The organism is Verrucosispora sp. TAA-831, assembly GCF_050780145.1.
Classification (GTDB): Bacteria; Actinomycetota; Actinomycetes; order Mycobacteriales; family Micromonosporaceae; genus Micromonospora.
In genome coordinates, this window is the sequence record NZ_CP192240.1 from 135,023 (window position 1) to 160,627 (window position 25,605).

The window sequence follows — 25,605 nt, forward strand, 5'->3', positions numbered from 1 at the left end:
ACAACCCCTCCCCGTGAACCGTTTACCTACCTAAACCGCTTCTTCGACAAACTTTTCGGCGTCTTTGACCCGCAACCGCCCCGACATCAACTCCGGCAGCAAGCTGTCCCGCAGCGCGGCCAGCGTCAGAGACTCCTGCTCGGCTACTAACGCGCGCTGCCACAGGCTGCCTGCCTGCCGGTCGAGACGGTCGATGGCTTCAGGGATCGGCACGACCACCTCTTCGTCTAGGTGGCGTCGCTGAATATGCCCCATTGTGGTTGCTTTGTCCGCGGCGACGGTGCGATAATCGGCTAGTTTTGATTTCACGGCTTCGAAGGCAATCCACTTCGGATTGTCGCCGTGCGGGATTACCTTGAAGATGTGCTGATTGATAATTGCTTCGGGTCTGAACCAGCGCGTGACTGTAAGAGACCCAGACCAAGAAAATAGTATATCGCCGGGATGGGCGAGGTGCTTCTCATCAACCGCTATGTCGTTGTACACGGTTGACGGTCCGGGGCCGGAGTTGATTTCCGCGATGCGGACTACCATGCGGCCGTTCCCGGTCGCATCTTTTGTGAAGGCTCGGCCGTTAATAAACTCGGCAACCTGCGACAAAGGCTGGGCCACGAAGTCGTCTGGCCTCTGTTTCTGTGCGTCCTGCAGCAGCGATGAACGAAGGCCGTCGGCTGTGGAGGTGATGCGGTCGTTGACCGCAATCTTGTCATCCACTGCAGTCAGAACAGCTGTAATCGCCTTCATGTCTTCTGTTGGAGGAATGACGATCGGTAAGCGCCTGACATCCTTTAGATTGAGAGTTGCCTGCACGGTGGTGTTCAGGAACATCCCGATGTAGTGCTGGGCTAGTTCGGTGGAGAGGCAAAGGTTGAGCCATTGTGCGGGGATGGATTTGTTGACCCTTAGGACACCGATGGCGCGAGCGACATTCCAGCCTGCAAGGCTTGCTGGCGCAACGGCGGACTCTCCCACCGATCCGACCAAGGAGAGGAGTACCTCACCTCCACTCAACCGTGTGCGGGCGTATGCCGCCTCGACCTCAGGGGCGACGCGCATCGGATCGGTTGTGTCGATCCGCCCGTTCTTTAGGTCCTTCACCCGAACGATTGGAATGCCTTGAGCGATATGATTGCCGGGCTGAACGATTCCATATGAGATTCCCTTATCCTCGACAAGTTCACCGAGGGTGGAAACCCGCCAGTCTTGTGGGAGCCCGGCTGCGATCTCGCCGTACTCAGCCATTTACCCTCCTAAGTTGCTCCCGGATGACCGTCTCAAGGCGGCCGGATTCGTCGAAGTGGGCGTACAGCTCCTTGGTGAGGCGTTCGATGCGGTCGGTGAGCGGCTCGGCGTCCGGGTCCTCTTCGGCTTCGGCAGCGCCCACGTAGCGGCCAGGGGTAAGGACGTGGTCGTGGGCGGCCACCTCGTCGAGCTTCGCGGAGTAGCAGAAGCCGGGCACGTTCTCGTATGTCTGACCCTTGGTCTTGGCGGACCTGGTGCCGCGCCAGGCGTGGTAGGTGTCGGCGATCTTGGCGATGTCGTCGTCGGTTAGGACACGCTCGGTGCGGTCAACCATGGTGCCGAGAGCGCGAGCGTCGATGAAGAGGATCTCGTGGCGCCGGTCGGTCAGCGCCTTGGCGCCTTGCGGGGTCTTGTCCTTGGTCAAGAACCAGAGGCAGGCGGGGATCGCGGTGGTGCGGAACAGATTCGGCGGGAGGGCGACCATGCAGGCCACCACATCCGCCTCGACCATCGCGCGGCGGATCTCACCCTCGCCGGACTGCTTGGAGGACATCGAGCCGTTGGCAAGGACGACACCTGCACTGCCCCGGTCGCCGAGCTTGAAGAGGATGTGCTGGAGCCAGGCGTAGTTGGCGTTGCTCTGTGGCGGCGTCCCGTAGCGCCAGCGAGGGTCACCCACCTTGCGCGCCCAGTCGCTCATGTTGAACGGCGGGTTCGCCATGATGAAGTCGGCCCGCCGGTCCGGGTGCTTGTCGTCGGCGAACGTGTCGGCCCAACGGTCGGCGATGCCCGCAGGGTCCATGCCGTGGATGGCGAGGTTCATCTTCGCCAGCCGCCAGGTGCGCTCGTTGGCTTCCTGCCCGTAGACGGCGATGTCGTGGGTGTGATTTCGGCCGGCGCGGGCCTCGACGAATTTCTTCGACTGTACGAACATGCCCCCGGACCCGCAGCACGGGTCATAGACCCGGCCCTCGTAGGGCTCCAGCACCTCGACGAGAATCCGCACCACGCTGGACGGGGTGTAGAACTCGCCAGCCCGCTTGCCCTCGGCGCGGGCGAAGCGTTCCAGGAAGTATTCGTACACCTCGCCGAGGACGTCCTGTGCCTTCCGATCGCCGTGGCCCGTGAAGCGGGCATCGCTGATCAGGTCGACGAGTTCCTTCAACCGCTTCTGGTCGACGTTGTCCCGGTTGAAGATCTTCGGGAGGACGCCGGTCAGCGCCGGGTTCTCCCGCATGATCGCGTCCATGGCGTTGTCGAGCAGCTCGCCGACACCGCCGGGGGCGTTCTCCACCAGGTAGTCCCAGCGGGCGTTCTCTGGAACCCAGAACACGTTGGCGCTGGTGTACTCGTCGCGTTCGTCGAGGAACTCGGCGCGGCGGTTCTCCGGGATGTCGGAGAGGCTGTCGGCGATCTGGTCGCGGCGCTCGGCGAACGCGTCGGAGACGTACTTGAGGAAGACCAGGCCGAGGACGAACTCCTTATACTGGGCGGCGTCCATGGAGCCGCGCAGCTTGTCGGCGGCCTTCCACAGGATGTCTTGGATCTGCTTGGTGCTGGACACGCCGAAGAGCTCGGCCTGGCCGTTGGCACGTCTACGTGGGGGCACTAGGTGTTCCGTTCTCTCGTTCAGGAGCTCGTACCGTACAGAGTCGTGAGGGTGCCGTCGGCGAAGCCGGTCACGATGAGTTCGCGCAACGCCGCCAGGAGGTCGGCCTGCCGCTGCAGTAGGTGCTCGCGTTCTTCCAGACGGCGAAGCGCCTCGTCCAAGCGGGCCGCCTCCTCACGAGCCAGGTCGGGGATCGTGGCGTCCATCAGTCGCGGCCCCCGCACTGCACCAGGGCTGCGCACCATGTTGCGGGCAGTGCCCAGGAGTGCCGCCAGTACTCGGGGAGTGAACGGGTCGCTAGAGGAGATACGTAGGCCGCTGGCCGGAAACTCGATCACCGAAAAGCCTTCGTTATCGAGGAGAACCCCGAACTGGGGGACGCTGGTGACCACGAGGTCACCCGGTTCGGTAAGAGCGACCTGCGGGTACTGCGCGGCGAGGGTCAGTCGGTCCATCCAGCGCTTGGACGACTGCGCCAGTACCTCTGTCGCGCCGATGACCCGATGGTGGCCCCGCGGGCCGACATGCTCGGGGTTCAGGCGGTGTCCGGTGAGGGGGCGGACCCGGCGAGCCGTTCGTAGCGCCTCGCAAGAAAGCTCCTTCGGCCTGATTCCCTCGCGCTGCACCGCTGCGAGGTTTAGGAAGCCGTGCTCCTTTCCGTACCGGATGGCCTCTTGCTCAGCGTCGGTCAGACGCCCCTCGACCTCGCCGACGAGTGCGGGGCGGTCGGCGGCCAGGCGGGCACGCAGGGTGACTGACGCTGGACCGGGCGGCCGGAGCGCGGCAGCCCGGCGCAGGTCGAGGCTCTCCAGTAGGACGATTCGGCCGGTGCGCGGATCATGGCCGTCTCTGCGGTGCCCTTCCGCGCGCCAGAGGAGGATGTCCTCGGCTGCGGACTCGACAGTGGTGTGGTCAAGGGCGTGACCGCTGAGGTCGGCGATTAGCACTCGGCCCTTGGTGGTGGGGAGCGGGTCCCGTGTCAGCAGCCAGAGAGCGGCGCGATGCCCAGGCCTGGCCGGGTAGACGCCGCCCGGCAGTTGCACAATTGCCTCGACGATGCCGCTACTCAGCAGCGCAGACCGCCGTAACGCCGCTGGCCCGTCCCGTAGTTGGTCGACGAGGCTGCTGGCGGGACCGACGACGATGGCCGTACGGCCCGGACCTAACAGATCGGCGATCGCTTCGACCCGGTCGAGGTCGACGAGGGCATTTCGGCTCTCCGCCGGCTGGTAGGGGAGTCGGGTGACGATGAGGTCCGGTTCGGCGAACTCCTCGTTCAGCTCATCGGCGCGCACGTCGAACTGGAATTCGGGCAACTCGGCGAGAAGTAATTGCCGGCGCACCAGACGGGCGAGCTCCTCGTCGGCGACGGCCGCGTTGACTCGCAGATTGTCGCGGTCCTGGTCGTTCACCAGCGCTGCCAGTAGGTCGCCTGCGCCCGCGTTGCCGTCGGCGATGGTGACGGTGCGATGGGCGCGCAGCCGGGTCGGCACGTCGGCCACTCGACGGATCAGGGTCACCGTCTCCGGGGTGAGTGCATCCGCTGTCAGCTCAGGCCAGCCGAGGCGGTTGGCGGAGCTGAGCAGGAACTGACAGCTGTGCCAGGGGTCGAAGGCTCCTTCGATCAGTTGCTCGACCAGTTGGGCGAGCCCGGTCGGTTCCGGGGCATCGGCCAACTCGTGCAGCAGAAACTCGTCCTCGGGATCGAGGCGTCGAGCCATCAGCAGAGGATCGGCGGGCAGTGGCTCGCCGGTGAGATGGCGGAGGCAGAGAGCGGCGCCGAGGACGACGATCGTGCGTCGACCGCCGTGCCGCCGGGCGTACGCCGCCAGCGTGTGCAGGGACCGCTCGGCACGCAGGGTGTCCCGGTCGGCGTTGCCGAGCCCGGTCCGGAGTAGCCACGACACGACAGCGTCCGCGGGAAACAAGGGCTGTCCATGGTTGCCCGGCACGGGCGCAGGGAAGTCGGGGTGCCGCCGGCGCCAAGTCGTGACCGCAGGCTTTCTGACTCGCGCGAGCAGCGCGATCTCGCGCTGCGACATCAACTCCGTCTCCACGGCTCACCTCCTCGCTCTGGCGGTCACGGTACGAGCCCTGGAGTTTCGAAGACGAGTACAGATCTGTTATCCCCGGATAACAGCGTGTAGGGAAGTGTAGGCGATCAATCTGCGGTTCCCTCGATGCGCCAACGACATCAGGGGGTCTGATGAACGACACGCTCACGCTCTATCAGGAGCTTGTGGACCGTCTCCAGCGGTCCCAGGTGCCCGGCCCGGTCAACGACCTGGTTCTTGCCGCCTTCCACGGCGAGCAGGTTCTCGACGACGTATTGCGAGGTGAAGCCCTTCCGCCGTCGCCCGAACCGGGTGAGACGAGCGACGCCGCGCCGCAGGCATTCCTGGAAGAGGTCCGGGTTGCCGGCTTCCGCGGTATCGGCCAGCAGGTCACGGTCGGGCGGCTACCCAAGACCGGGCTGACCGTGTTCGTGGGCCGCAACGGCTCCGGGAAGTCCAGCATCGCCGAGGCCGTCGAGTACGCGCTGACCGAGGATTCTCTGCGCTGGGCGCAGCGCCCGCCGGCCTTCCGCGAGGGCTGGCGGAACCTGCACCACGACGGCGCGTCGGAGATCCGTCTCAGCCTTCGGCTCGACTCCGGCCAGCAGGTGGCGACCCAGTACACCTGGCCGGCCGGGTCCACCGATCTGACCTCCGCGACGGTCACCACGACCACGGACGGCGCCGCGATGCCGCCCGGTCAGGTGCCGCAGTGGGTCGGTCAGGCCGCCAGGTACCGACCGTTCCTGTCCGCCCGCGATCTCGAACGGGTCATCACCGCGAAGCCGGCCGAACTGTACGACGCGATCGCGCCGATCCTCGGCATGGAGCCGCTACGCGACACCGACGCTCGACTGCAGCAGCGGCGCAAGATCTACGACGACCGGGTCAAGGCGCTCAAGGTGGCCTTCACCGAGCTGCGCGAACAGCTCGGCCAGATCGACGACGACCGTGCCCGCGACGCCCTGAGCGCGCTCGGTGCCCGTCCGTCCCGCGCAAACCTGAGCCTGCTGGCCGAGCTGGCCTGCAGCGACACCGCCATGTCGGAGGAACCTGCAGCGGCAGCCGCCCGGCGGCTCGCCGAGCAGGACTTGCCCGACCTCGGTGGGGCGCTGGTCGCCCTCGCCGAGTCTGCGGCGGCGATGCGTGAGGCGACCGCGACCGACAGCGGCGCCGCGGATCGCAGCGCTCGGCTGCTGCGGGCAGCGCTCGACGTGCACCACGAGCGTGGGAACGGCCCGTGCCCGGTGTGCCGCGTCGGGACCCTGGACCAGGACTGGCGTACGCAGGCCGAAGAGGAACTCGCCACGATGGCTGCGGTCGCCGCGGCAGCACGCGCGGCCCAGCAGGCTCACGCGCACGCCCGGCGTACGGTCGACGGGCTGCTCGGTGACATCCACCGGCTGCTGGAACCGGCCGCCGCAGCGCTGGCACCCCACATCCCCGGGGAAAGCGCGGCGATGCGCGAAGCACTCGCCGGGCTCGGCCCCGATCGGGCAGCTTGGGACAGTGTCGTCGCGGCGCACACCACCCTCGTGAAGGCGGCGGCCGGCTGGCTCGCCCAGCGTCACGACGCCTGGCGCGAGCCCGGCGCCGCGATCCGCCGGTGGGTCGACGCGGGGGTCGTGGTCCGCGCCGAGGCACCGGCCCTGGCTCTGCTCACCAAGGCTCGTGCGGCTCTCGACACCGCCGAGAAGGCGATGCGTGCCGATCGGCTGGGCAGTTTCGTCGCCCAGTCGGACCGGATCTGGCAGAAGCTGCGGCAGGAGAGCAACGTCGAGCTGCGCCGGCTGCGGATGGAAGGGGTGAACAACACCCGCCGGGTCCTGTTCCCCGTAGCCGCCGACGGCGTCGAGACCAGCGCGCTCGCGGTGATGAGCCAGGGTGAGCTGCACGCCCTCGGCCTCGCGGTCTTCCTGCCCCGTGCCTGCGCTGAGACCAGCCCGTACCGGTTCGTGATCATCGACGACCCGGTGCAGAGCATGGATCCCACCAAGATCGACGGCTTGGCCGAGGTGTTGCGGGAGATCGCCCTGACCCGGCAGGTCATCGTGTTTACCCACGATGACCGGCTGCCGGAGGCGATCCGTCGCCTCGACGTCGAGGCCGACGTCCGGGAGGTCACTCGCCGCGAGGGCTCGATCGTCGAGGTCCGCAAGGTCTGCGACCCGGCGGACCGCTACCTCGACGATGCCCGCGCCCTGGTCGCCGCGGACATCGCGGACGAGGCGAAGTATCTAATGGTCGCCGGGTTCTGCCGGTCCGCGATCGAGTCGGTGAGTATGGATCGCTACCGGGCCGCCGAGCATCGGCGCGGCACGCCCTACCAGCAGATCCAGGAAGGGCTCAGTCGGGCGCACACCGTCAAGGACCGGCTCAGCCTCGGGCTCTTCGGCCGCCTCGTACCCCGACCGGAGCTCTTCGCTCGTCTCGACCGTGACTACGGCACGCAGGCCACCCGGACGGTCAAAGCGGTGGCGGATGCGGTCCACGGCCACCGGAGCATGCCCGTCCGGGCGATGGTCGCCAACACCGCTGCGCTCGTGGGGCGGTTGCGATGACAACGTCCCTGTACCTCGCCACCGCCGACCGGATGCTCGGCAGCGTCATCCGAGGCACCCGTGGAGCCTGGCCCCGTGCGTGCGCATGGCTGCTGCGCCACGAACTGGAAGCAGCGATGGACCGGTACTGGGCTCGCGTCTGCCCCGAGATCGGACGGACCCGGGTGCAGCGGCCGAAGCTGCTGCTACTCGCCCACTACGCCGGCCCCGACCTTGGGCACCGGGCCAGCTACCTGTGGTGGGCGCTGTCCCGCGCCGGACACCACCACCACTACGAACTCGGCGTCACCGCAGCCGAGATGACCCGGCTCCGTACCGAACTCGTCGACATCGTCGCGCTCCTTGACGACTCGGAGGCCCCTACATGCTGAAGCGAGATCAGGCCATGCTGATCCTCGGCGTTGAAGCGCTGGCCATCGTCGGCGTCGTCTACTACCTCATCACGCTCGACCTCATCAGCCTCGCCTGGTCGGCGTCGATCGCGATCGCCATCCCGGCCTGGCTGCTCGCCGTGAAGGCGCCGACGATGTGCGGCGTGACCACCCAGAACGGCGGCCGGTGCGGACGCAAGGTCAACGGAGTGATCTTCGGCTGCGGCCGGTCGAACCACACCTGGGCCAAGTTCTTCGCCCGGTTCGGCTGGCGTCGTCCGCCTGACCCGAGTAGTCGGCGGAGTCGGTCTGCCGAGGCAGTGGAGGTCACCGAGGTGGTGACGGGTGAAGATCGCCGAGGACTGGAAGAGCACCGTGGCGTTCTGGCTCGCCCTCACCGCGACGACGTGCGCCCTGGTCAGTGCCACCGTCGATGCCACCAACCTTCTTCGCACATCGGATGCGCCGAAGCCGCCAGCCGCAGTCTCCCGCTGACCCTGACTTTCCCGTCCACGCATCGAAGACCAGGTTCGGGCGAGCGATTGCGCGTCGCGGCCTTTCCCGCACCACCCAGCTCCTGTGCGAGTGGCTTCCGCTGCGCCAAGAAGCCCCGCCCCGGCATTGCAACATCTCGACCTGCTCGGTGGATCGACAAAGCGCGGCGGCACGCCAGGCAAGGGCAGTGCAGGTTTCTGAGTGGGGTCGTTCCGATGACACCGCTGTCGGAAAACCGATGCATAGATGCACGCGTCATGCGCCTTATCCTGGAGGGCTTTGCCTCGGGCCGATTGGCCAGGGGGATCAGCACTGGCATACATCGACTGAATTGGAGACAAGATGCTGTTGACCCAACCCGATGTACTTAACCTCATCCAGCAGGCCGCCGGTCGATGGGCAGACCAACTGATCGACTTCGGCCCGCGCAACACGCTGCTCTACTTCAAGGAGCGACAGACCACCACCCTCGATCTCGCCGAGGCGGCTCCTGGTGCGGTCGCCGATCTGATCCAGGGACAGAAAGTTCGTCTACGGACGCTGTTCTCAGACCAGGACCGGCACAACACCGCCTGCAACACTGCCCGCAGCCTCCGCCGGAAGCTGGTCGAGCTGGAGGAGGAGCAGGGCATCCAGGCCGGTTGGGTGACCCGCGGCTTGCTCTGCATGGTCGGCCAGTACACCCGGGGGTCCGTGCCGATGCAACCGCTGCGGGCGCCGCTGATTCTCCAACAGCTTGCGCTGGACAGCAGGACGGCGACCGAGAACGACTTCACGCTGGAGCTGTCGGAGTGCCCCGAGATCAACCCCGTCCTCCTGTACGCGCTGGAACGGCAGTACGGCGTGGAGGCGGACGTCAGCGCCCTCGGCGAGAAGCTGAGCGCGATGCTGTCCGAGATCGCTGACCCGGACCAGCAGTTGAGCGCCGCCTACGAGCTGATCGCCGAGGCAGTAGCTCCCAGCGGCCTGTCTCTGCGGCTCGAGCCTGCGGTGGTTGCCGGCGTCTTCAGTTTCGACAAGCTCGCCATGGTCAAGGATCTGCGTAGTTCGGCCGAGCTGCTGGCATCACATCCGGTGATCGGCGCGATGGCGGGCGACCGCGACGCTCGGCAACAGTTGCGCACTGAGCAAGCGCAAGGGTCAAGCTCCAGTGCCGATCGGGTCGATCCGGCCAAGGAGTTCCTGGTCCACGACGCGGACTCGTCTCAGCAGTCGGCGATCGACGCGGTGCTGTCCGGCCGGCATGTGGTCATTGAGGGTCCACCCGGCACGGGGAAGAGTCAGACGATCGCGAACATCATCGCGTACATGGCCGCGATGGGTCGTAGCGTGCTGTTCGTCTCCGAGAAGCGGGCGGCCATCGAAGCGGTGATGAACCGCCTTGGCGTTGTCGGGCTCGACAATCTGGTGTTCGACCTGCACGACCGCAAGATCAGTAAACGGCAGGTCGCCCAGCGCATCGCCAACGTCCTCACTCAAGCCGGCAGCGAACCACCCGTCGACACCGACGAGCTGCACCGCCGCCTGCACAGCCGCCGGGCTGCGGCGAAACGGCACCCGGCCGAGCTGCACGAGGTACGGCAGCCCTGGGGGGTGAGCGCGTTTCAGGTCATCGAGCAGCTCCTCGCGCTTCCGAATTGCGACGTCAGCGGCTACAACCTGCGCGCGTCCGAGCTGCGGAACCTTGACCGGTCGAAGCTTGAGTCCGCGCGGGAGGACCTTCGGACGTTCGTGGATCGTGGCGGGCTGAGGATCTGGCGCGGGGAGTCGCCGTGGGCGAAGGCCGCTATCCGTACCCCAGACGATGTCAGCAAAGTGCTGGTGCATCTCGACGAGCTCGCGGCTGGTGCCCTGCAGGGCGCACAGCGCCAGATCCGGGACCTGGTCGACCGCGCAGGGCTGGACGTGCCAGACGACCTCGCTGCGTGGAGGGACCTGTTCGACCTGCTCAGCGAGGTCGACCTCACCATCGCCAGCTACGGCGAGCAGGTTTTCGGCCCTGGTCTGGACGATTTCGTCTACGCGACAGCACCAGGGCGATCCCGGCCGCGCCGGCCGGAACCGCTCGGGATCTTCCGCCGGTTCCAACTGCGCCGCGAGCTGCGGCGGACTTGTCCGGTCGCTCCCCGGAAGCGATCCGCGATCTACCAGGGCCTGGTCGCTGCGGCGGAGCAGCGTGAGCGGTGGCGGAAGCTCAGCCGTCAGGACAGCGCACCTACCGCTCTGGCAGGCGCCGACCTGTGCATGTCGTCCTTCAGAGAGGTGCGTAACCACCTCGCCGCGGTGGCGGCATGTGCCCGGATCGACGGCCTTGAGCGTGGACCGACCACCACCGCGGCCAACACGCTCGCCGAGTTGAACGCCGACCGCGAGACGTTGTTCCTGATGCCCGACCTGAACAAGCAGCAGCAGCTGTTCCGCTCGTTGGGGCTGAGTCACATGCTCGATGACCTGGCCACCCGGCAGGTCTTGAGCGATGACGCAGCCGACACCCTGTTGCGCTCCTGGCTGCAGGTGGTCCTCGACGAGATGCGCATGCGGGTTCCGTACCTCGGTCAGTTCGTGGGGCAGCAGCATGCCACGGTGGTCCAGGACTTCCGCGCCGCGGACAGCCAGCACATCGAGATGGCCGCCCGGCACGTGCGCCGCAACGTGGCGGTGAATCTCCGGAAGGCACGAGACGCCTATCCCGACCAGAACGGCCTCGTCCGGCGGGAGGCGGCCAAGAAGAGCCGGCACCTCCCTCTTCGGAAGCTGCTCAGCAGCGCACCGGAGGTGCTCCTCGCCGCGTTCCCGTGCTGGGCCATGTCACCACTCGTGGTCAGCCGCACCCTGCCGCCCGAGCGGTCGTTCGACGTGGTGATCTTTGACGAGGCGAGCCAGATCGAGCCGCACGACGCGGTCGCCTCGATCATGCGGGGCGCCCAACTCGTCGTGGCCGGCGACCCGAAGCAGCTCCCACCCACGCCGTTCTTCCGGCGCCTCGTTCAGCAGAACCCTGCTGGCGAAGACGATGATCTCGGCGACGAGAACCTCGAGGACTACGAGTCCGTTCTTGACGTCCTCGGCGGCCTGATCTCGGACCGGTACCGCTTGACCTGGCACTACCGCAGTCGAGACGAGCGCCTGATCGCGTTCTCGAACGTCGAGATCTACAACCGGTCCCTCGTCACTTTCCCTGGCGTGCAGGTCGACAGCCCGCTGCGCTTGGAGACGGTGGACGGCCGTGTGGCCCCAGGTCAGAGCGGCTCATCAACCGAGGAGGTCAACCGGGCGGTCGAGCTGATCCTCGAGCACGCCGAGCAGCGACCGAACGAGAGCCTGGGCGTCATCACCATGGGGCAGAAGCACGCCCTGCGGATTGAAGCCACTCTGCGCAGCCGACGCCGCGAGTACGAGCATCTCGACGACTTCTTCTCCCAGGACCAGGCCGCGAGCCAGCGATTCTTCATCAAGAGCCTGGAGAACGTTCAGGGCGACGAGCGGGACGCCATCATCCTGAGCATCGGCTACGCCAAGACCAGAGACGGTCGACTTCCGCTGCGCTTCGGACCGCTCAACCAAGAAGGCGGTGAGCGGCGCCTCAACGTCGCGGTAACCCGAGCGCGGAGTCGGATGACCGTGGTGAGCGCCTTTTCCCACCACGACATGGACCCGAACCAGACCGCGGCGACACGGAACCGCGGACCCGAACTGCTCCGCCGCTACCTGGAGTTCGTTGACCTCGGCGGCGACCTCGGCGCGCGACAGCACACCGGGGTCGAGCTCAACGGCCTCGAACGCAGCGTCCTGAAGGCTCTCCAGCAGCAGGGCATCAACGCCGTGCCGCAGTGGGGCGTCTCCGGCTACCGCATCGACCTGGCCCTCGCCCATCCGGACCAGCCCGGCCGCATGGTCCTCGCTGTGGAGACCGACGGTCACTCGTACCACCAGGCACACAGCGCCCGGGACCGGGACCGGCTGCGCCAGCAGCACCTCGAGCGCCTCGGGTGGGAGTTCCACCGCATCTGGTCGACCGACTGGTATGTGGACCCGGCAGGCCAGACAGCCCGGCTCGTCGCCCGCTGGAAGCAGGCGGTCGACCGCGCCAACCACACCCCGAGGAGCCGCCCCGTACCGGCGGCACGCCGGCCCGCTCAGCCACCGTCGCCGCCGGCGATCCACCGTGGCCCGCGCCCCGACGTGCCGATCGGCCTACGGATCACCGACTACACGCGGGAACAGCTGGTACAGATCTGCACCTGGCTGGTGAGCGACCAACTCCAGCGTGATCGGGATGAGCGTCTCCAGGAGGCCATGGCCGAGCTCGGCTTCCGTAAACGGGGCTCAACCATCCTCCAGCGTCTGACCGAAGCACTCGACATCGCGCAGCAGCGCGCCGACCGGAAGGTGTCCTGATGGTTGACCTCGACCCGCTCACTCTGGAACGCGTCGCCCGCCTGATCTGCGACGTCGATGGTCCCTACGAGCGAACCGGCACGCAGATCGAGCGGTTCCTGCACAGGGTCCGGTGGCCCGGCGAACCGCAGTACGACGGCTCTCCGCGGATCCCCTGGTTGACAGAAGTACTCCGTTCCCGTGCCGATGATGCCGCCGCACTCGACCGGCTGCTCTGTCGCATCGGTGATCCGCTGGAGTACGACGGCGGCGTCGAGGCCGCCGAACCGATCGCGCAGGAGCTGAACCGCATCCTGGCTCCCGAGCAGCTCACCATCACCTACGTCGGTGGGCGCCCCGTGCTCGGTCAGATCAGCCAGAGCAGCGACGTTCCCCTGTACGGGCCGCCGCCGGACCTCCACCAGCGGGTGCGACGACTATCTCCCAACAGCAAGGCGACCGACATCCTCATGGCCCGCGCCGACGAAGCGTCGATCTGCCAGAACAACGGAGCCTACGCACTGGCGATTATCGGCATCGGCAGCTTCGTCGAAGGCCTGCTGCACGTCGTGGTGACTGATCGCGACGAGACCGTGCGTAGGAACGGCCTGAGCGGCCGAAACGGTCGACGGATCCCGGCCGAACGAGCAGGCCTCCACCTGCTTCTCGAGTACGCGCACCAACGAAAGTGGGTTCAGACCGACGCCAAGGACTTCATGGAAAAGGTCCGGGACTACCGCAACTTCGTCCACCCCCGCCACCAGATCGACTACGGGCTCGTACCCGACCTGGACACAGTGCGGATGTGCTGGGCTCCTGTGCACGCGCTCCTCAATGACCTGGAATCCGCACCATAATCAACAGCTCTTCACGGTGACCAGCATGCAATCCGATTGACCTCTCCTTGTCCAGATGCCGCCCTCGACACCTGCGCCTGCTACTCCCAGCTTCCGCACCAGGACCAGGTGCTGGAGTAGCAGGCGGAGGTCAGCGGGGCCGCATCGAGCGGGTGCGGCGACGCGTTTGGCGGAGCCCTCTCGCCTGTAACCCCCTCGGGACGGCGCAAATGCTCGGCTTCAGGTCTGTGTTCACGACTCGCCGCGAACGGAACCATCTGCAATCACTGGTACGGGAACAACTCGACCGTTGGATCGCGGACCCCAAGGGCTGGGATCCGTCTGCGCTCCAGGAGAATCGGTGGGCAACCATCGGCGACAACGTCAGGGCCCTCCTGCTTCAGCACGAGGGGCAGGATGGATCGACGTCAACGCGCGTACGGATCGTCGAAATGAAGCCGGACGGGCAGTGGATCATCCAACTGACCGTACATTCGCCCAACGCGAGAGAGCGGGCGGCGTGGGCCTGGATCGACATCGAATCCCCCGACCCCGACAGCACAGACCCCCGCAGCCGCCCTCGACTCGCAGGCACCCCCCGCTTTCTCGCCCCTGTGCTCGAAATCATCGATGCCTGGGACGGTGCCGCACGTCTGACGACGCGACCAATCGTCATCCGCGGCGGCGAAGTCGACGAGGTCCACCGAGCCCTCATCGACACCGAGCGACGAGGTGTCGTCTTCGTCGCAGGCAACGACGACTCCCTGCCTTCGGTTCCATGGACTAACCGGATCGCCAACCTGACCCGGTTCACCATCGGTATGGCCTCGTGCTACGTGCTGGACGGGGAGGCCACGCAGTTGCTCAACGACCGGCTCGGCCAGGCCCACGCCGTACTTCCCGGCCGGCTTCGTACCTATCGCTCTCAGGTTCAACCGGACTCCGTCGTCGACGGGCTGCGGCACCGGGTGCTGAGCGCCGAACGGATCGCCGACGACAACGAACAGCCCCGGCTCGCGCGGGTCCTCGCCTCCAATGCCCAACTCCAGGCTCTCGAACAGCCGCTACCCGCGTCGGTGGCGCGGGTACACCGGATGCTGGAACGTATCGCCGACGACATGTTGGTGCACCGACTCGGCGACGTCAGATCGAAGCGGCCATCGCTCGTTCCGTCGCAGCCCCAGGCAGCGGCCGTCGAGACGCGAGAGAGTGATCGCCGGCAAGACGACGTCAGTGCGCAGCAAGGCATGTTGCTGGACTACCTGAAGATCAAGGTAGGGGTCGATGACCTGACCGTCGACCGGATCGACGAGATCGTGCGTCTGATCGAGGTCGGTCGGTCATCGCAGGAGGCGCAGAAAGACATCGCAGCCCGACTCGCGCAGCTCCAGGCCGAACTCGATGAGACACAGAAGGCGTATCACGACGTCAAATGGCAGCTGGATGATGAGCAGATCGAGAACCGCGACGCGGTTGAACGCCTGACCCGGTCCGCGGAGACTGAACGGACGCTGCGCCACCGGCTCGCCTCTATGGGGCAAGCAGAGGTGGCCTGGACGGCACAGCCATCGGAAGCGGATGTCTCCCGGCCGGACAGCTTTGGTGAGTTGCTCCGTTGGCTGCCAAGACTCCAGCACGTCGTGTTCACGGGCGATCCTGACTGCGCTGAGGAACTCGACAGCAACGACCCCCTGGGCGCCTGGGCTTCGAAGACCTGGGATGCGTTGTTGGTGCTCCAGGACTATGCAGCGGCGAAGGCAGACGGGCGCTGGGCCCGGGACGTGAATGGCTACCTGGAGAACACTCCGGATGGCTGCCACCAGTGGTCGACGCGTCGACACGCCCGTGACGAGAGCGAGGAGGTCCGAACCAACCCGGCGTTCTGGAGGAAGCGGGTGCTACCCGTGCCGGTCTCCGTCATTCCGGCGGGCGAGATCTTCATGGGTGCGCATTTCAAGATCGCTCAGTTCGCGATGATCAGCCCCCGCATGCACTACTACGACGGTACGGCGCAGGGCGGACGGATCTATGTCGGCTACATCGGCCGGCACCTACCGACCGGACAGACGAACTGACGGCCCCGAAGGAAATCGCTGAGCCACGACGTCGGCGGCTGCGGTATCCACGGCTGGCTCGGGTCGTGCACCAGTCAGCTGGTGGCGCGGTAAAGCTTTACCCGCCGCTGGCATTCGGCGGGGGCTTCCCCGCCATAAGGCGTCGGACATGACGTTCGGACACGCCGGCGGCCAGAGCCAGCTCGGCCGGACTGGCCTGCGGACGCTCGGCACGCAGCCGGGCTACAACGTCTGCTGTCGGCTCCGCGCGCCCCTTCACCTCCTTGCGTCGTGAGGTTTGCCGCCGGAGGGGCGCCGACACCTGGTTCGTCGCCGGACCGTCGGAGGCCCCAGCCGGCTGCGCCTCCTTCATCTCGGTCACAAGTTCCATCGAAGGCGACACCAGTGGCAACGCAGACGCAGCGTCAGAGGCAGGCGGCTGGGCGGTGTCTAACGTCCGATGGCCGTTGCCTGGGACCGGCTGCGTTCTGGTCAGCATCTCCACGACCAGCAGCAGCGCCACCGCTGGCCAGGCCACCACGATCCGCGCTCCGAGGCTTGGCTCGGCGGCGGCGATGTTCGCCGCCACGCTGGCCGCCACCCCGACCGCGAACGCCGTACGAGCCGACCAGCGCACCCTCCGGCCGGCGCGTTTGTCCTCGACCATGGCTGCCGACGCGACGACCAGCATCCGTCGACCGACAGCGGAGGCACGTAGGCGACCTCGGGACGCTCACCGAACCTCAACGCCACGGCGACCATGTGACTGCACGACGACCACGCAGCAATCCCGGCTACCGCCACCGTGCTCACGTCTCGGGCAACCCGGGTCGGCGTCATCGAACCACCCCTGACCCGGGCCGTCGCTCGATGGTCTGAACCTCCACAGGGTCCACGGAAGGACATCCACCGATGTCCAACCGCGTCTGGACATCGACCCATCGCCGCCACCGGTCGACGACTTCGCCCGCGTCGGGACCGGTCGCTTTCGCGATGTCCGTCAGGTCCTCACCCGCCCGCAGCGCGATGTGGATCATCGCGGGTTGCCAGCGAGTCCACCAGGACACCACCGCAGCGGACAACGCCAGCTCCGTCAGGACGTCATCGAGTCCGGTTCCCGGCGTCCGAGCGACGGCATGGTCATGAAGATCGAGAAGGGGTTGGAACGGGTTGATCTCTTCCGCATCGGCGAACCGCACCGGCGGTTCGGTCGGTCGGGCCCGGTTCATCGGGCACCGCCCGATCCGCGTGGGCTGGGCAAACTTAGTGGTAGCGGGTCACCGGTGATCGTGGCGGTGTGGTTCGTATGGTGGTGCCTCCGGCCCACTCTCACACAGCGCAGCGGCCCTTTACGGGATCGCTCGCCTCGTCGGCACGGCTCGTACGGCAGCGAAGTGCAGCAGCCGTGCCAGCCGAACCGGGCCGAGAAGCGCGCCGGCAATCCGGATGTGGCTGGTCCCGCCCCAGACGAACGCGTCCGGGGCGGGACCAGTTGTGACGAGCATGCTCCGGGGCACGAACGCAGCTCCTGGAGTCGGTGTGAGCGAGACCCCGTCAACCCCCGTTCCGGCGGCTTCCCTCTCGTGCCGTGTTCGCCCGTCGACTCAGATTCTTCGTCGTTTCGTGGTAGCGATGTTGATGATCCGTGCCTCCAGGGTGACGCCCTGTGCCAATTCGCGCGGATCAGTTCCTTGGGGTAGGGGGAACCCCCTGATCCGCTGGGCTCGACTCGGGCCGAGGCGGATCCTCCGGAGCAGTCGCGCACCACGGCGACGCGGACGTGACGCGGTACGAACGTGAGCTGGGCGTACCTCGGTAGCTGCCACTCGGGCGGTTCGGTCAGGGTCCGACCGGCTCTGGTGTGCGGGTCAGCCCTCGCCCCTTCTTGACATGTTCGAGGAGCTCGATCAGGACCTCCTTGGCCGATTGGCGCTGGCGGGCGTCACAGAGCATGACGGGAACGCCTGGATCAAGGTCGAGGGCCTTGCGCACTTCGTCCAAGCCGTAGCGGCGGGCGTTGTCGAAGCAGTTCACGGCGACGACGAAGGGCAGCCGCCGCCGTTCGAAGTAGTCGATCGACGGGAAGCAATCATCCAGTCGACGGGTGTCGGCGAGGACGACCGCGCCCAGGGCACCGAGCGACAGTTCGTCCCAGACGAACCAGAAGCGGTCCTGGCCTGGCGTGCCGAAAAGATACAGCACAAGGTTCTCGTTGATGGTGATGCGGCCGAAGTCCATGGCGACGGTCGTCGTCGACTTGGCCTCGACTCCGGAGGTGTTGTCGACACCGATGCCCTGCTCGGTGAGGATTTCCTCCGTCTGCAGGGGCGCGGATTCACTGACCGCGCCGACCATGGTCGTTTTACCGACGCCGAAGCCTCCGGCGATGAGGATCTTGACGGCGGTCGGGAGGTGCGGTCGGCCCTCCCGGTCAGAGTGCACGGAGTCCATGGATGAGCGCCTCGAATACGCGGTCGTCGGGAAGGTTGGCGGCCTGGTGGGGCTCGTTGACCCTCACGAGCCCGCGTTCGATCAGTCCGTCGAGCAGGACGCGGACCGTGCCGAGTGGCAGGCCGAGGTGCGCGGCGCACTCTGCCAACGCGAGTGGACGTTGGCAGAGTGCGATGAGTGTCGCCTGCTCGGGCGCAACGTCTGGCGGCGGTATCAACGTGGTCGCGATCACGATCGCGACCACGTTGAAGGTGTTGGCCGCTTTGGCCCGCCCGCCGGTCATGGCATACGGACGGACCACAGGACCGGCATCGTCGTCTAACCAAAGATCGTCTGCGCCGGGCTTCGTCATGGCGGCCCCTAGCTGTCGGTAGTGTTCCGAGTGGGTGACGTGAGGAACTTGTGGGCTCGACTCACGACCATGGTCATCTCGTACGCGACGATTCCGACATCGGCGTCGTCGGTGGCGAGCACGGACAGGCAGGCGCCGGTGCCGGCTGCCATGACGAACAGAAATGACGACTGCATCTCGATGATGGTCTGCCGTGCAGGTCCGCCACCGAACCGCTTCCCCGCCCCCTTGGCGAGGCTTTGAATGCCCGATGCCATCGCGGCCAGGTGCTCCGCGTCGTCGCGGGGAAGCCCTGTGGAGCGGGCCAGGAGCAGGCCGTCCACGGACAGCACGACGGCATGTTCTGCCTGCTTGACGCGCCCGACCAGATCGTCGAGCAACCAGGTCAGATCAGACCCTGCAGAGATCGGCTGCTGCACTTGCCCGTTCCTCTTCCTTACCGTTCGTCGGTTCGGTCGTCGTCAGCGCTGGGGTCTGCGGAGGCGGCGGTTGCCCGACCGAGGCGGGAGCCGTACTGGTATGAGGACATGAGCGCGCGAATCTCTTCGGGAGACCTGCCCTCGTCCACCTCGTCGGTCGGCGTCTGGCTATCCGCGGTGGCACCGCCCCGCAGGCCCGGCGCGAGGTTCTTCTGACGCTGGCGCATCGGCAGGCCGCCCTCCGTGTGGACGGTGGGAGGCACCGGGCGCGGCGACGGCGCGGGGTCGCGGGGCGGCTCATCCTCGTATTCGGCGAGTCGATCCGAGGCCCTGCGCATTGGCCCGCTGACAGTGGTGGCGGGCAATTCGACGGTTGGTGGATTGAGCGTCTGCGGCGGTGCCACCGCGACGGCCGTGGACCGCATCGCGGGCGGGTTCGCCGTGCGCCGGTCGGTGCCGGCCGCGCTGCTCGACGGGGCAGCGGTGGCCTCGGTCGTGGCCACGAGTTCCTCGGGCACGAGAACCACTGCGGTGGTGCCACCGTACGGCGAGGACTTCAGTTGCACCCCGACTCCGTGTTTGCTGGCGAGGCGGCTCACGACGAACAGTCCGAGCTGGTTGTGGTCGGCGAGGTTGAAGTCGCCCTTCGGCTCGGCGATGCTCTCGTTGATGGCGGCGAGATCCTCCTCGGCCATTCCCAGGCCGCGATCCTCGACCTCGATCGCGAAACCCCGAGCCACCAGTTGCCCCCGGACATCCACGGCGGTGTTCTTCGGTGAGAAGGTCAGGGCGTTCTCGACGAGCTCGGCGAGGAGATGGATGATGTCGCCGGCGGCACGGCCGGCGACCGCCACCGAACCGAACGGCATGACGTTCACCCGCGTGTAGTCCTCCACCTCCTGCACGGCGGCGCGTGCGACGTCGATCATGGGGACGTTCTTGCGCCAACCGCGGCCGGGCGTGGAGCCGGACAGCACGATGAGGTTCTCCGCATTGCGCCGCATGCGGGTGGCAAGGTGGTCGACCCGGAAGAGGTCTTCGAGCTCGTCGGCGTTCTCCTGACGGCGCTCCATCTCGTCGAGGAGGGTCACCTGACGGTGGACCAGCACCTGGGTGCGCCGGGCCAGGCTCAGGAAGACCTCGCGTACGCTGCGGCGCAGCTCAGCCTGCTCGACCGCGGTACGGACGGCAGTCTCCTGGACACGGTTGAAGGCCTGCCCCACCTGCCCGATCTCGTCGTTTCCGAAGTCCAGTGGTGGAGCTTCGGTGGCGACGTCGACCCGCTCGCCGCGCTGGAGCCGTTCGACGACCGTGGGAAGCCGTTCGTCGGCGAGTTGATGGGCCGCGTCACGTAGCCGCTGGAGCTGGGCGACAAGGGCACGGGCGGTGGTGACCGAGACGACGATCGACGCGATGACCGCGAGCAGGCCGAGACCTGCGGCCAGGACCAGTCGCAGGACCACGCCGATCGCGACCGGCACCGCCCGCTGGACGACGGCGTCACCGCCGGCGAGCACCATCTCCTGTAGATCGGTCAGCGCGCGGTCGGCCACGCCGCTCCACTCGTCGGCGGTGACGGCCGGCCGGGTGGAGTCTCTGCTGCCGGCGATTCGGTCCTCGACAGCGCGAAGGCTCCGAAACGCCTCCCCGTCGACGACAGCGGCGAAGGCATCGTGGTCGGCCTCGTTGAGCCGAGTGCGGCCCGCGAGGAACCGCTGCGAGATGACCAACTCGGTGAACTGATACTGCTCGGCCGGCGTCATTCGTCCTGCGGCGAGGACGCCGGAGAGGAGTGCGTCTTCTTGGGAGATCAGCTCACGGAGGCGGTACAGCTCGATGAGGTTGCGGGTGTCCTGCTCGATCTCGGGATCATCGAGCGAGCCCACGGCGTCGTAGACCTCGAACAGCGACTCGACGAGCGTGCTGTAGGCGGTGAGAGTGCTGGCGCGGTCGACGGATCGGTCATCGATGGACTCCCGTAGCGCCGGTAGCTCGTCCAACTCGGCGATGGCCTCGTCGACTCGCGCCGTGGCCTCCTTGTCGACCGCCAACCTGCCCAGCCAACTACGGGCGGTCGATCGGAAGTTCGCAGCGTGTCCGTCGACGGCCCGGCGTGCGGCGTCAAGTGCGTCTTTGCGTTCGGTGTCCGGGCCGCCGAGATAGGCCAGAGCGCGGCGTCGCTCGACCTGCAGATCGAGTAGCAGCGGTTCGCTGGGTGCGACGATCCGGCTGTCGACTGTCTGGACTCCGAGCAGGTTGACGCCGTCTCGTAGGGTTACCCAAGCGGCGAATGCCCAGAGGGCGATGAGCGAGGCGAGAAGGGCGATGACCTTCGTGCGCAGATTCGCGCTGCGAGACCGCATTAGACCGTCCCATGCCGAGCAGTGGAATCTTGCCGGCAGAGGCATGCCGAACAAGCCGCCGGTGTAGGCAGACCGACGCACGCTAGCAGTTATCCGACTAACCACTCAAGACCGTTGCCAGTCGCACAGTCTACAGTGGACACGACTCCTACTCTGCCCGTACGTCACGTGTTCAGTGATCGTCGCCGTCGCCCCAGAAGTCGGCCACGCCATAGAAGGATGCCGTGAAGCCGATCTCACGCCGGAGGTAGACGGCCTGTTGCGGGTGTCTGGCCTGCACCGAGTCCAGCAGGGCGTGGCAGCTACGGATCCGCGCGCTGATCTGCCGGCGCACGCTGTTCTCGTCGACTCCCAACATCAGGATGTTCAAGTCACCCGCCGCGAGGTCTCGACGGTAGCTGGCCAGGTCGTTCACGAGCCGTAGGATCCTTTCCACGGCCAGGCTCGCGGTGATCAATTCGTCGAGCTGTTCGCCGCTGTCCACGGCCTGGGTGGCGATCCAGTGGGACACGTTGACCCACGTGGCTCCGTAACCGGCGGCGTTGGCCGCATAGTCGTCGGGGCTGGGGAGATCTGAGGGATCGGCGGCCCGGGCCGACTTCCACTGCCACTCGCGCAGTTCGGCGTCGAGCATGCGACGCAGCTCCCTCTGCCACAGTCCGTGCAGGTCGCGGAACGCCGGACGGGTGGCGAGGTCGGTGCGGATGTCCGCGAGGAATCGCCCGAGGTCGTCGCGGGCAGCCGGCGGGTCTCCTGCGGCGACGGACAGGCAGGCCGCCACGGTCGCGCGGGCCGCTTCGGGGGTCGTGGCGACCGAGTCGATGTGCCAATCCTCGGCGGTCACCCACAGGGAGGCGCGGGTCGCGGTGCGTAGGTCGTCGGCACTGCACCACGGGGCGATGAACGCCGTGGACAGTGCGAGCGCGTTCAGCATCGTCGCGTCGATCGGAGGATCGGGGAACAGGCGGGGATAGGCGGCGACGCAGGCCCGTAGATCACGTTGGCTCGCTGCGGCCACGGAACAGACTCGTCCCTGGTCGGCGGCCTGCGTCAGGGTGGCGGACAGAGCTGGGGAGGTCACACCGGCTCCTAGCGGGCGACGGCGGTTTCACGACGGGCGAGGGTCAGTTCGACGCGCCGTTGCGGGCGCAGCGACGCGGCGACCCTGATTCCGGGCACCGTGGGTTCTGTCAGAGTGAAGCGATACTTGCTGAGGAGCGTCGCCACGATCAGTTGGGCCTCCATCTGGAACAGGTGCTCGCCCAGGCACCGATGGATCCCGAGTCCGAACGGATAGTAGGCGTAGCGGTGTCTGCCTTGAGCTCTCTCGGGGGCGAACCGTTCGGGATCGAACGTCGTCGCGTCCGTGCCCCAGAATGCCCCAAGTCGGTGGGTGGCGAGCGGAGAGAGGATCACCGTCGCGCCCTTGCCGATCCGGACCCCACCGAGCGTGTCCGGTCCGGCGGCCCGGCGGGGAACGATCCATCCGGCGGGGAACAGCCGCAGGAGCTCGCTGAGCACCATCTGGGTGTAGGTCAGTTGGGGCAGATGGTCGGCCCGGACCGGCCCGTCACCGACCACGTCGTCGATTTCGGCGTAGAGCCGGCGCGCGACGTGGTCATGCGTGGCGAGGACGGGCCACAGCCACGTCAGCGCGGCGTAGCTGGTCTCGGTCGTGACGGCGACCATGGAGACCAGGTCGTCGCGCATCTGTCGCTCGGTGAGCGGATGTCCGTCGCGGCGAGCACGGGCCAGGGTCGACAGGACGTCCTCTCCGGTCCCCGAATCGTCCAGTGCCCTGCGGAGGACGGGCAGCAGGATGTCGTCGATCGTCTGCACCCCACGGAGGAACTGTTTGTCGCCCGGCATGGGTACCCACCACGGCATCGCGGGCGCCAGCAGGCGGGGCGCCATGGCCGTGACGATGGAGTCCTGCGCCGCCATGATGCGTAGGGCCTCGTCCACGCTCAGCCGGTCGGCGAAGAACACCCGCATGATCGCTGCACAGACGAGACGGGACAACTCGTCACCGATGTCGACGATCGCGCCCGACGCCGCTGCCTCGTCGAGCCGACCGGTGGCGCTGTCGATCGCCTCGGCCATCGTGTCGACCAACGGGTTGATGCGTGCCGGCCGGAACAGCGGTGCCAGAGTCTTGCGGGAGACCTTCCAGCTCTCGCCTTCGGAGAGGATGCCGTCGCCGACGAGTCGGCGAACCGAGCGCCACAGCGCGGTGTCGTCGCCGCGTAGATAGAGATCCGACCGCTCTTGCAGGACCTGCTGCACGTGGTCCGGGTGAGTGACGAGGTACGGGTTGGAGACCCCGAGTCCGATCCGGACCACTTCGCCGTCGGCCGCATTGGCGACGTCCACCAGAGACTGGTGTGCGTCACGGAGAGCACGTGGCAGGGCCCTCCACACGGGCACCGTCCTTGGCCTTCCGGCTTCCTGAGCCTCGGGTGCTCGCACGGTGGACCCCTTCCGGTGGCTCGGCCTCGTAGTAGCGGATCGCGCAACTTCCAGCCCTCAGGACTGGTTCAGTGTGCTAGTTGTGAGGACGCTCTCGCAATGGGTGATCAGATTCGTCACGTGGCCATGCGCCCGCCGCATCCGGGCAGCGGCCGGCGCGCGAAGCGGCTGCGACTCGACTGGCCGTCCCGCTTGCATCGATGGGTCATGTCGATGTCGTCACGTACGCGGTGGTGTCGACCGCTGCCGGTACTCCTGCGGCGACATGCCGTACCTCGCGCGGAACAGGCGGGCGAACTGCGACCTGTCGCCGAGCCCCCACCGGCTGGCGACGGCATAGATGGGCCGGTCGGCCAGCAGTGGATTTGCCAGGTCGCGTCGGCACTGCTCCAGCCGCCGACGGCGGATCAGCTCGGCGACGCTTGCGTCCTCGCCCTTCCACAGTCGATACAGGGTGCGCAGGGAGATGTGGTGGGCGGCGGCGACGGCACGGGCGTTCAGGTCGGGGTCGGCCAGGTGCTCGTTGATGAACGCGTCGATCTGTGCCCGCACCACCTGCTGACGCGCCTCGACGGGAAGTGCCGCCTCCAGGTCGAGGTGCTGGGCCAGAGTCGCCGACACCAGGTCAAGAGTCATGCTGCCGAGTTGTCCGGCGTCCGATGGCCTGAACCGCTCTGGGTGCTGGGCGACCTGCGTGACGAACTGGGCGAGCAAGGACGCCATGCCCTCGGAGGGCAGACGAGTGGCGAGAAGCCGCTGGACCTTGTCCGGCGGCAGTGGAATGGCCGACTGCGGAATGTTGATCGCGATCGTCTTCGCTGTGGGACGCGGCGGTGGGCGCAACCCTCGCCCGGGCGCGGTCTCCGGCAGGTGGATGCACTCGTAGGGGCGGGAGCTTGAGATGAAGGTGAACTCCGCCGGGCGGACGACAGACTCCCGACGTTCCTGAACGAGCGCGCATCCGCCGATGAGTGGCAGGGCGAGCTGGTAGATCTCAGGGTCGCCACGGCGGATCATGCGGTGCGAACGGTTCATCGTCAGCCCCAGGTAGCGGAACATCGTGATCTGCGGAACTCCCAGGTCGATCGTCCGGGAGAATCCGTCGAAGTTCGCCGAATGCGGGCTGGTGAACTGTGATGGCGAGACTCCCTTGGAGATCAGTTCGGTCCAGATGTCGAACCGGTCGCGCTCAGGGAAGGACGCCAGGTCGAAGGTGTGGGAGGGAAGAATGGTGGTCCGCCTCCTCGCCGATTCGCCTGTCAGCCGGGCGACGGAAAGGGTACCTGGCGCCTTGGGTGGCACGGGACGGTCCGGCCAGTCCCTTCGACCCCTGGGGAGTGCGAGGGCCGGGATCCGATGTGGCCGCTGCGAGGCGTAGGGGCCGGTGGATCGGGGTTGGCAGGATCGGCTCGGACGTCGGTTCGACTGAGGGAGGCGAGCGTGCCGGAGGGCGTACGGGTGGTGGTGCTGGCCGGGGGCGTGGCGGCCACGGGACTGGTGGCGGGGCTGTTCTTCGCGTACGCCTGCTCGGTCATGCCGGGGTTGGCCGCGACCGACGATCGGACGCTGGTCGGCACGATGCGGTCGATCAACCGGAAGATCATCAACGGCTGGTTCGTCTCGGTGTTCCTGGGCGGGCCGGTGCTGGTGGCGGTGGCGGTCGTCGGGTACTTCGGTGACGGCGGTGCGGTGCGGTGGTGGTTGGTCGCCGCGCTGGTCCTGCACCTGGTGACGTTCGGTGTAACGGCGCGGTGCAACGTGCCGCTCAATGATCAGTTGGACGCCGCCGGGTCGGTCGACGGGATCACCGACCTGGCGGCGGCCCGGCGTCGGTTCGAGGTGCCGTGGGTGCGCTGGAACCTGGTCCGGACGGGCAGTTCGGTCGGGGCCTTCGCCTGCCTGATCGGTGCGCTGTTGGCCAGGTGACGGGCTGCGGGAACCGCCCGAGCGGG

At 67.2% G+C, this 25,605-nt stretch carries 20 protein-coding genes; 7 read left to right on the top strand and 13 right to left on the bottom strand.

Annotated elements, in window-relative coordinates; genetic code table 11:
* Positions 1-30: 30 nt before the first annotated feature.
* The 3 genes from ACQVFL_RS00635 to ACQVFL_RS00645 are packed head-to-tail and all read right to left on the bottom strand — an operon-like array spanning position 31 to position 4,908.
* Positions 31-1,242: a restriction endonuclease subunit S gene (locus tag ACQVFL_RS00635; RefSeq protein WP_431728329.1), complete on the bottom strand. Its 1,212-nt coding sequence runs from the start codon at positions 1,240-1,242 to the stop codon at positions 31-33.
* On the bottom strand, positions 1,235-2,851 hold the full coding sequence (locus ACQVFL_RS00640; protein ID WP_431728330.1) for a type I restriction-modification system subunit M: 1,617 nt from the start codon (positions 2,849-2,851) through the stop codon (positions 1,235-1,237). Before ACQVFL_RS00640 ends, ACQVFL_RS00635 begins: the two co-directional genes overlap by 8 nt.
* A gap of 20 nt (positions 2,852-2,871) precedes the next feature.
* On the bottom strand, positions 2,872-4,908 hold the full coding sequence (locus ACQVFL_RS00645; protein ID WP_431728331.1) for an SAM-dependent DNA methyltransferase: 2,037 nt from the start codon (positions 4,906-4,908) through the stop codon (positions 2,872-2,874).
* 149 nt (positions 4,909-5,057) lie between these two features.
* Here ACQVFL_RS00645 and ACQVFL_RS00650 point away from each other — a divergent pair, with 149 nt between their 5' ends.
* Both ACQVFL_RS00650 and ACQVFL_RS00655 read left to right on the top strand, forming a co-directional pair.
* Positions 5,058-7,466 (top strand): AAA family ATPase, encoded by a 2,409-nt coding sequence (locus tag ACQVFL_RS00650; protein WP_431728332.1) that lies wholly within the window; start codon positions 5,058-5,060, stop codon positions 7,464-7,466.
* Positions 7,463-7,837, top strand: a complete 375-nt coding sequence (locus tag ACQVFL_RS00655; RefSeq protein WP_431728333.1) for a hypothetical protein — start codon at positions 7,463-7,465, stop codon at positions 7,835-7,837. Before ACQVFL_RS00650 ends, ACQVFL_RS00655 begins: the two co-directional genes overlap by 4 nt.
* Before the next feature lie 61 nt (positions 7,838-7,898).
* Here the strand turns inward: ACQVFL_RS00655 and ACQVFL_RS00660 are convergent, their stop codons facing one another.
* The gene (locus ACQVFL_RS00660) at positions 7,899-8,042 is read right to left on the bottom strand and encodes a hypothetical protein (RefSeq protein ID WP_431728334.1); all 144 of its coding nucleotides are present in this window, start codon (positions 8,040-8,042) and stop codon (positions 7,899-7,901) included.
* A 140-nt stretch (positions 8,043-8,182) separates the two neighbouring features.
* Between ACQVFL_RS00660 and ACQVFL_RS00665 the strand changes: the two genes are divergently transcribed.
* From ACQVFL_RS00665 to ACQVFL_RS00680, 4 genes are all read left to right on the top strand, one after another.
* Positions 8,183-8,332, top strand: coding sequence for a hypothetical protein (locus tag ACQVFL_RS00665; protein WP_431728335.1), 150 nt, complete (start codon positions 8,183-8,185; stop codon positions 8,330-8,332).
* Positions 8,333-8,674: 342 nt separating this feature from the next.
* Entirely contained in the window at positions 8,675-12,730 is a 4,056-nt protein-coding gene (locus tag ACQVFL_RS00670; protein WP_431728336.1) for an AAA domain-containing protein, read from the top strand.
* Positions 12,730-13,566, top strand: coding sequence for a hypothetical protein (locus tag ACQVFL_RS00675; RefSeq protein ID WP_431728337.1), 837 nt, complete (start codon positions 12,730-12,732; stop codon positions 13,564-13,566). Before ACQVFL_RS00670 ends, ACQVFL_RS00675 begins: the two co-directional genes overlap by 1 nt.
* A gap of 209 nt (positions 13,567-13,775) precedes the next feature.
* Positions 13,776-15,620 (top strand): hypothetical protein, encoded by a 1,845-nt coding sequence (locus ACQVFL_RS00680; protein ID WP_431728338.1) that lies wholly within the window; start codon positions 13,776-13,778, stop codon positions 15,618-15,620.
* A 97-nt stretch (positions 15,621-15,717) separates the two neighbouring features.
* On the opposite strand, the gene ACQVFL_RS00685 is transcribed toward ACQVFL_RS00680, so the two are convergent.
* The 9 genes from ACQVFL_RS00685 to ACQVFL_RS00725 form a co-directional block, all read right to left on the bottom strand.
* Positions 15,718-16,290: a DUF2637 domain-containing protein gene (locus ACQVFL_RS00685; RefSeq protein ID WP_431728339.1), complete on the bottom strand. Its 573-nt coding sequence runs from the start codon at positions 16,288-16,290 to the stop codon at positions 15,718-15,720.
* Between the two features lie 145 nt (positions 16,291-16,435).
* The gene (locus ACQVFL_RS00690) at positions 16,436-16,828 is read right to left on the bottom strand and encodes a hypothetical protein (RefSeq protein WP_431728340.1); all 393 of its coding nucleotides are present in this window, start codon (positions 16,826-16,828) and stop codon (positions 16,436-16,438) included.
* Between the two features lie 610 nt (positions 16,829-17,438).
* Positions 17,439-18,050: a GTP-binding protein gene (locus ACQVFL_RS00695; RefSeq protein WP_396692013.1), complete on the bottom strand. Its 612-nt coding sequence runs from the start codon at positions 18,048-18,050 to the stop codon at positions 17,439-17,441.
* On the bottom strand, positions 18,031-18,402 hold the full coding sequence (locus ACQVFL_RS00700; protein WP_396692014.1) for a DUF742 domain-containing protein: 372 nt from the start codon (positions 18,400-18,402) through the stop codon (positions 18,031-18,033). Before ACQVFL_RS00700 ends, ACQVFL_RS00695 begins: the two co-directional genes overlap by 20 nt.
* An 8-nt stretch (positions 18,403-18,410) precedes the next feature.
* Positions 18,411-18,821 carry a roadblock/LC7 domain-containing protein gene (locus ACQVFL_RS00705; RefSeq protein WP_396692015.1) on the bottom strand — a complete coding sequence of 137 codons (411 nt, stop codon included), beginning with the start codon at positions 18,819-18,821 and terminating at the stop codon, positions 18,411-18,413.
* Positions 18,822-18,838: 17 nt separating this feature from the next.
* Positions 18,839-21,184, bottom strand: a complete 2,346-nt coding sequence (locus ACQVFL_RS00710; protein ID WP_431728341.1) for a sensor histidine kinase — start codon at positions 21,182-21,184, stop codon at positions 18,839-18,841.
* A 172-nt stretch (positions 21,185-21,356) separates the two neighbouring features.
* A complete protein-coding gene (locus tag ACQVFL_RS00715) occupies positions 21,357-22,265 on the bottom strand; it encodes a terpene synthase family protein (protein ID WP_431728342.1) in 909 nt (302 codons plus the stop codon).
* Between the two features lie 8 nt (positions 22,266-22,273).
* Positions 22,274-23,611 carry a cytochrome P450 gene (locus ACQVFL_RS00720; RefSeq protein ID WP_431729925.1) on the bottom strand — a complete coding sequence of 446 codons (1,338 nt, stop codon included), beginning with the start codon at positions 23,609-23,611 and terminating at the stop codon, positions 22,274-22,276.
* Positions 23,612-23,872: 261 nt separating this feature from the next.
* Entirely contained in the window at positions 23,873-24,955 is a 1,083-nt protein-coding gene (locus tag ACQVFL_RS00725; RefSeq protein ID WP_396692018.1) for a helix-turn-helix domain-containing protein, read from the bottom strand.
* Between the two features lie 138 nt (positions 24,956-25,093).
* Here ACQVFL_RS00725 and ACQVFL_RS00730 point away from each other — a divergent pair, with 138 nt between their 5' ends.
* Positions 25,094-25,579 (top strand): DUF1772 domain-containing protein, encoded by a 486-nt coding sequence (locus ACQVFL_RS00730; RefSeq protein ID WP_396692019.1) that lies wholly within the window; start codon positions 25,094-25,096, stop codon positions 25,577-25,579.
* The last annotated feature ends 26 nt before the right edge of the window (positions 25,580-25,605 follow it).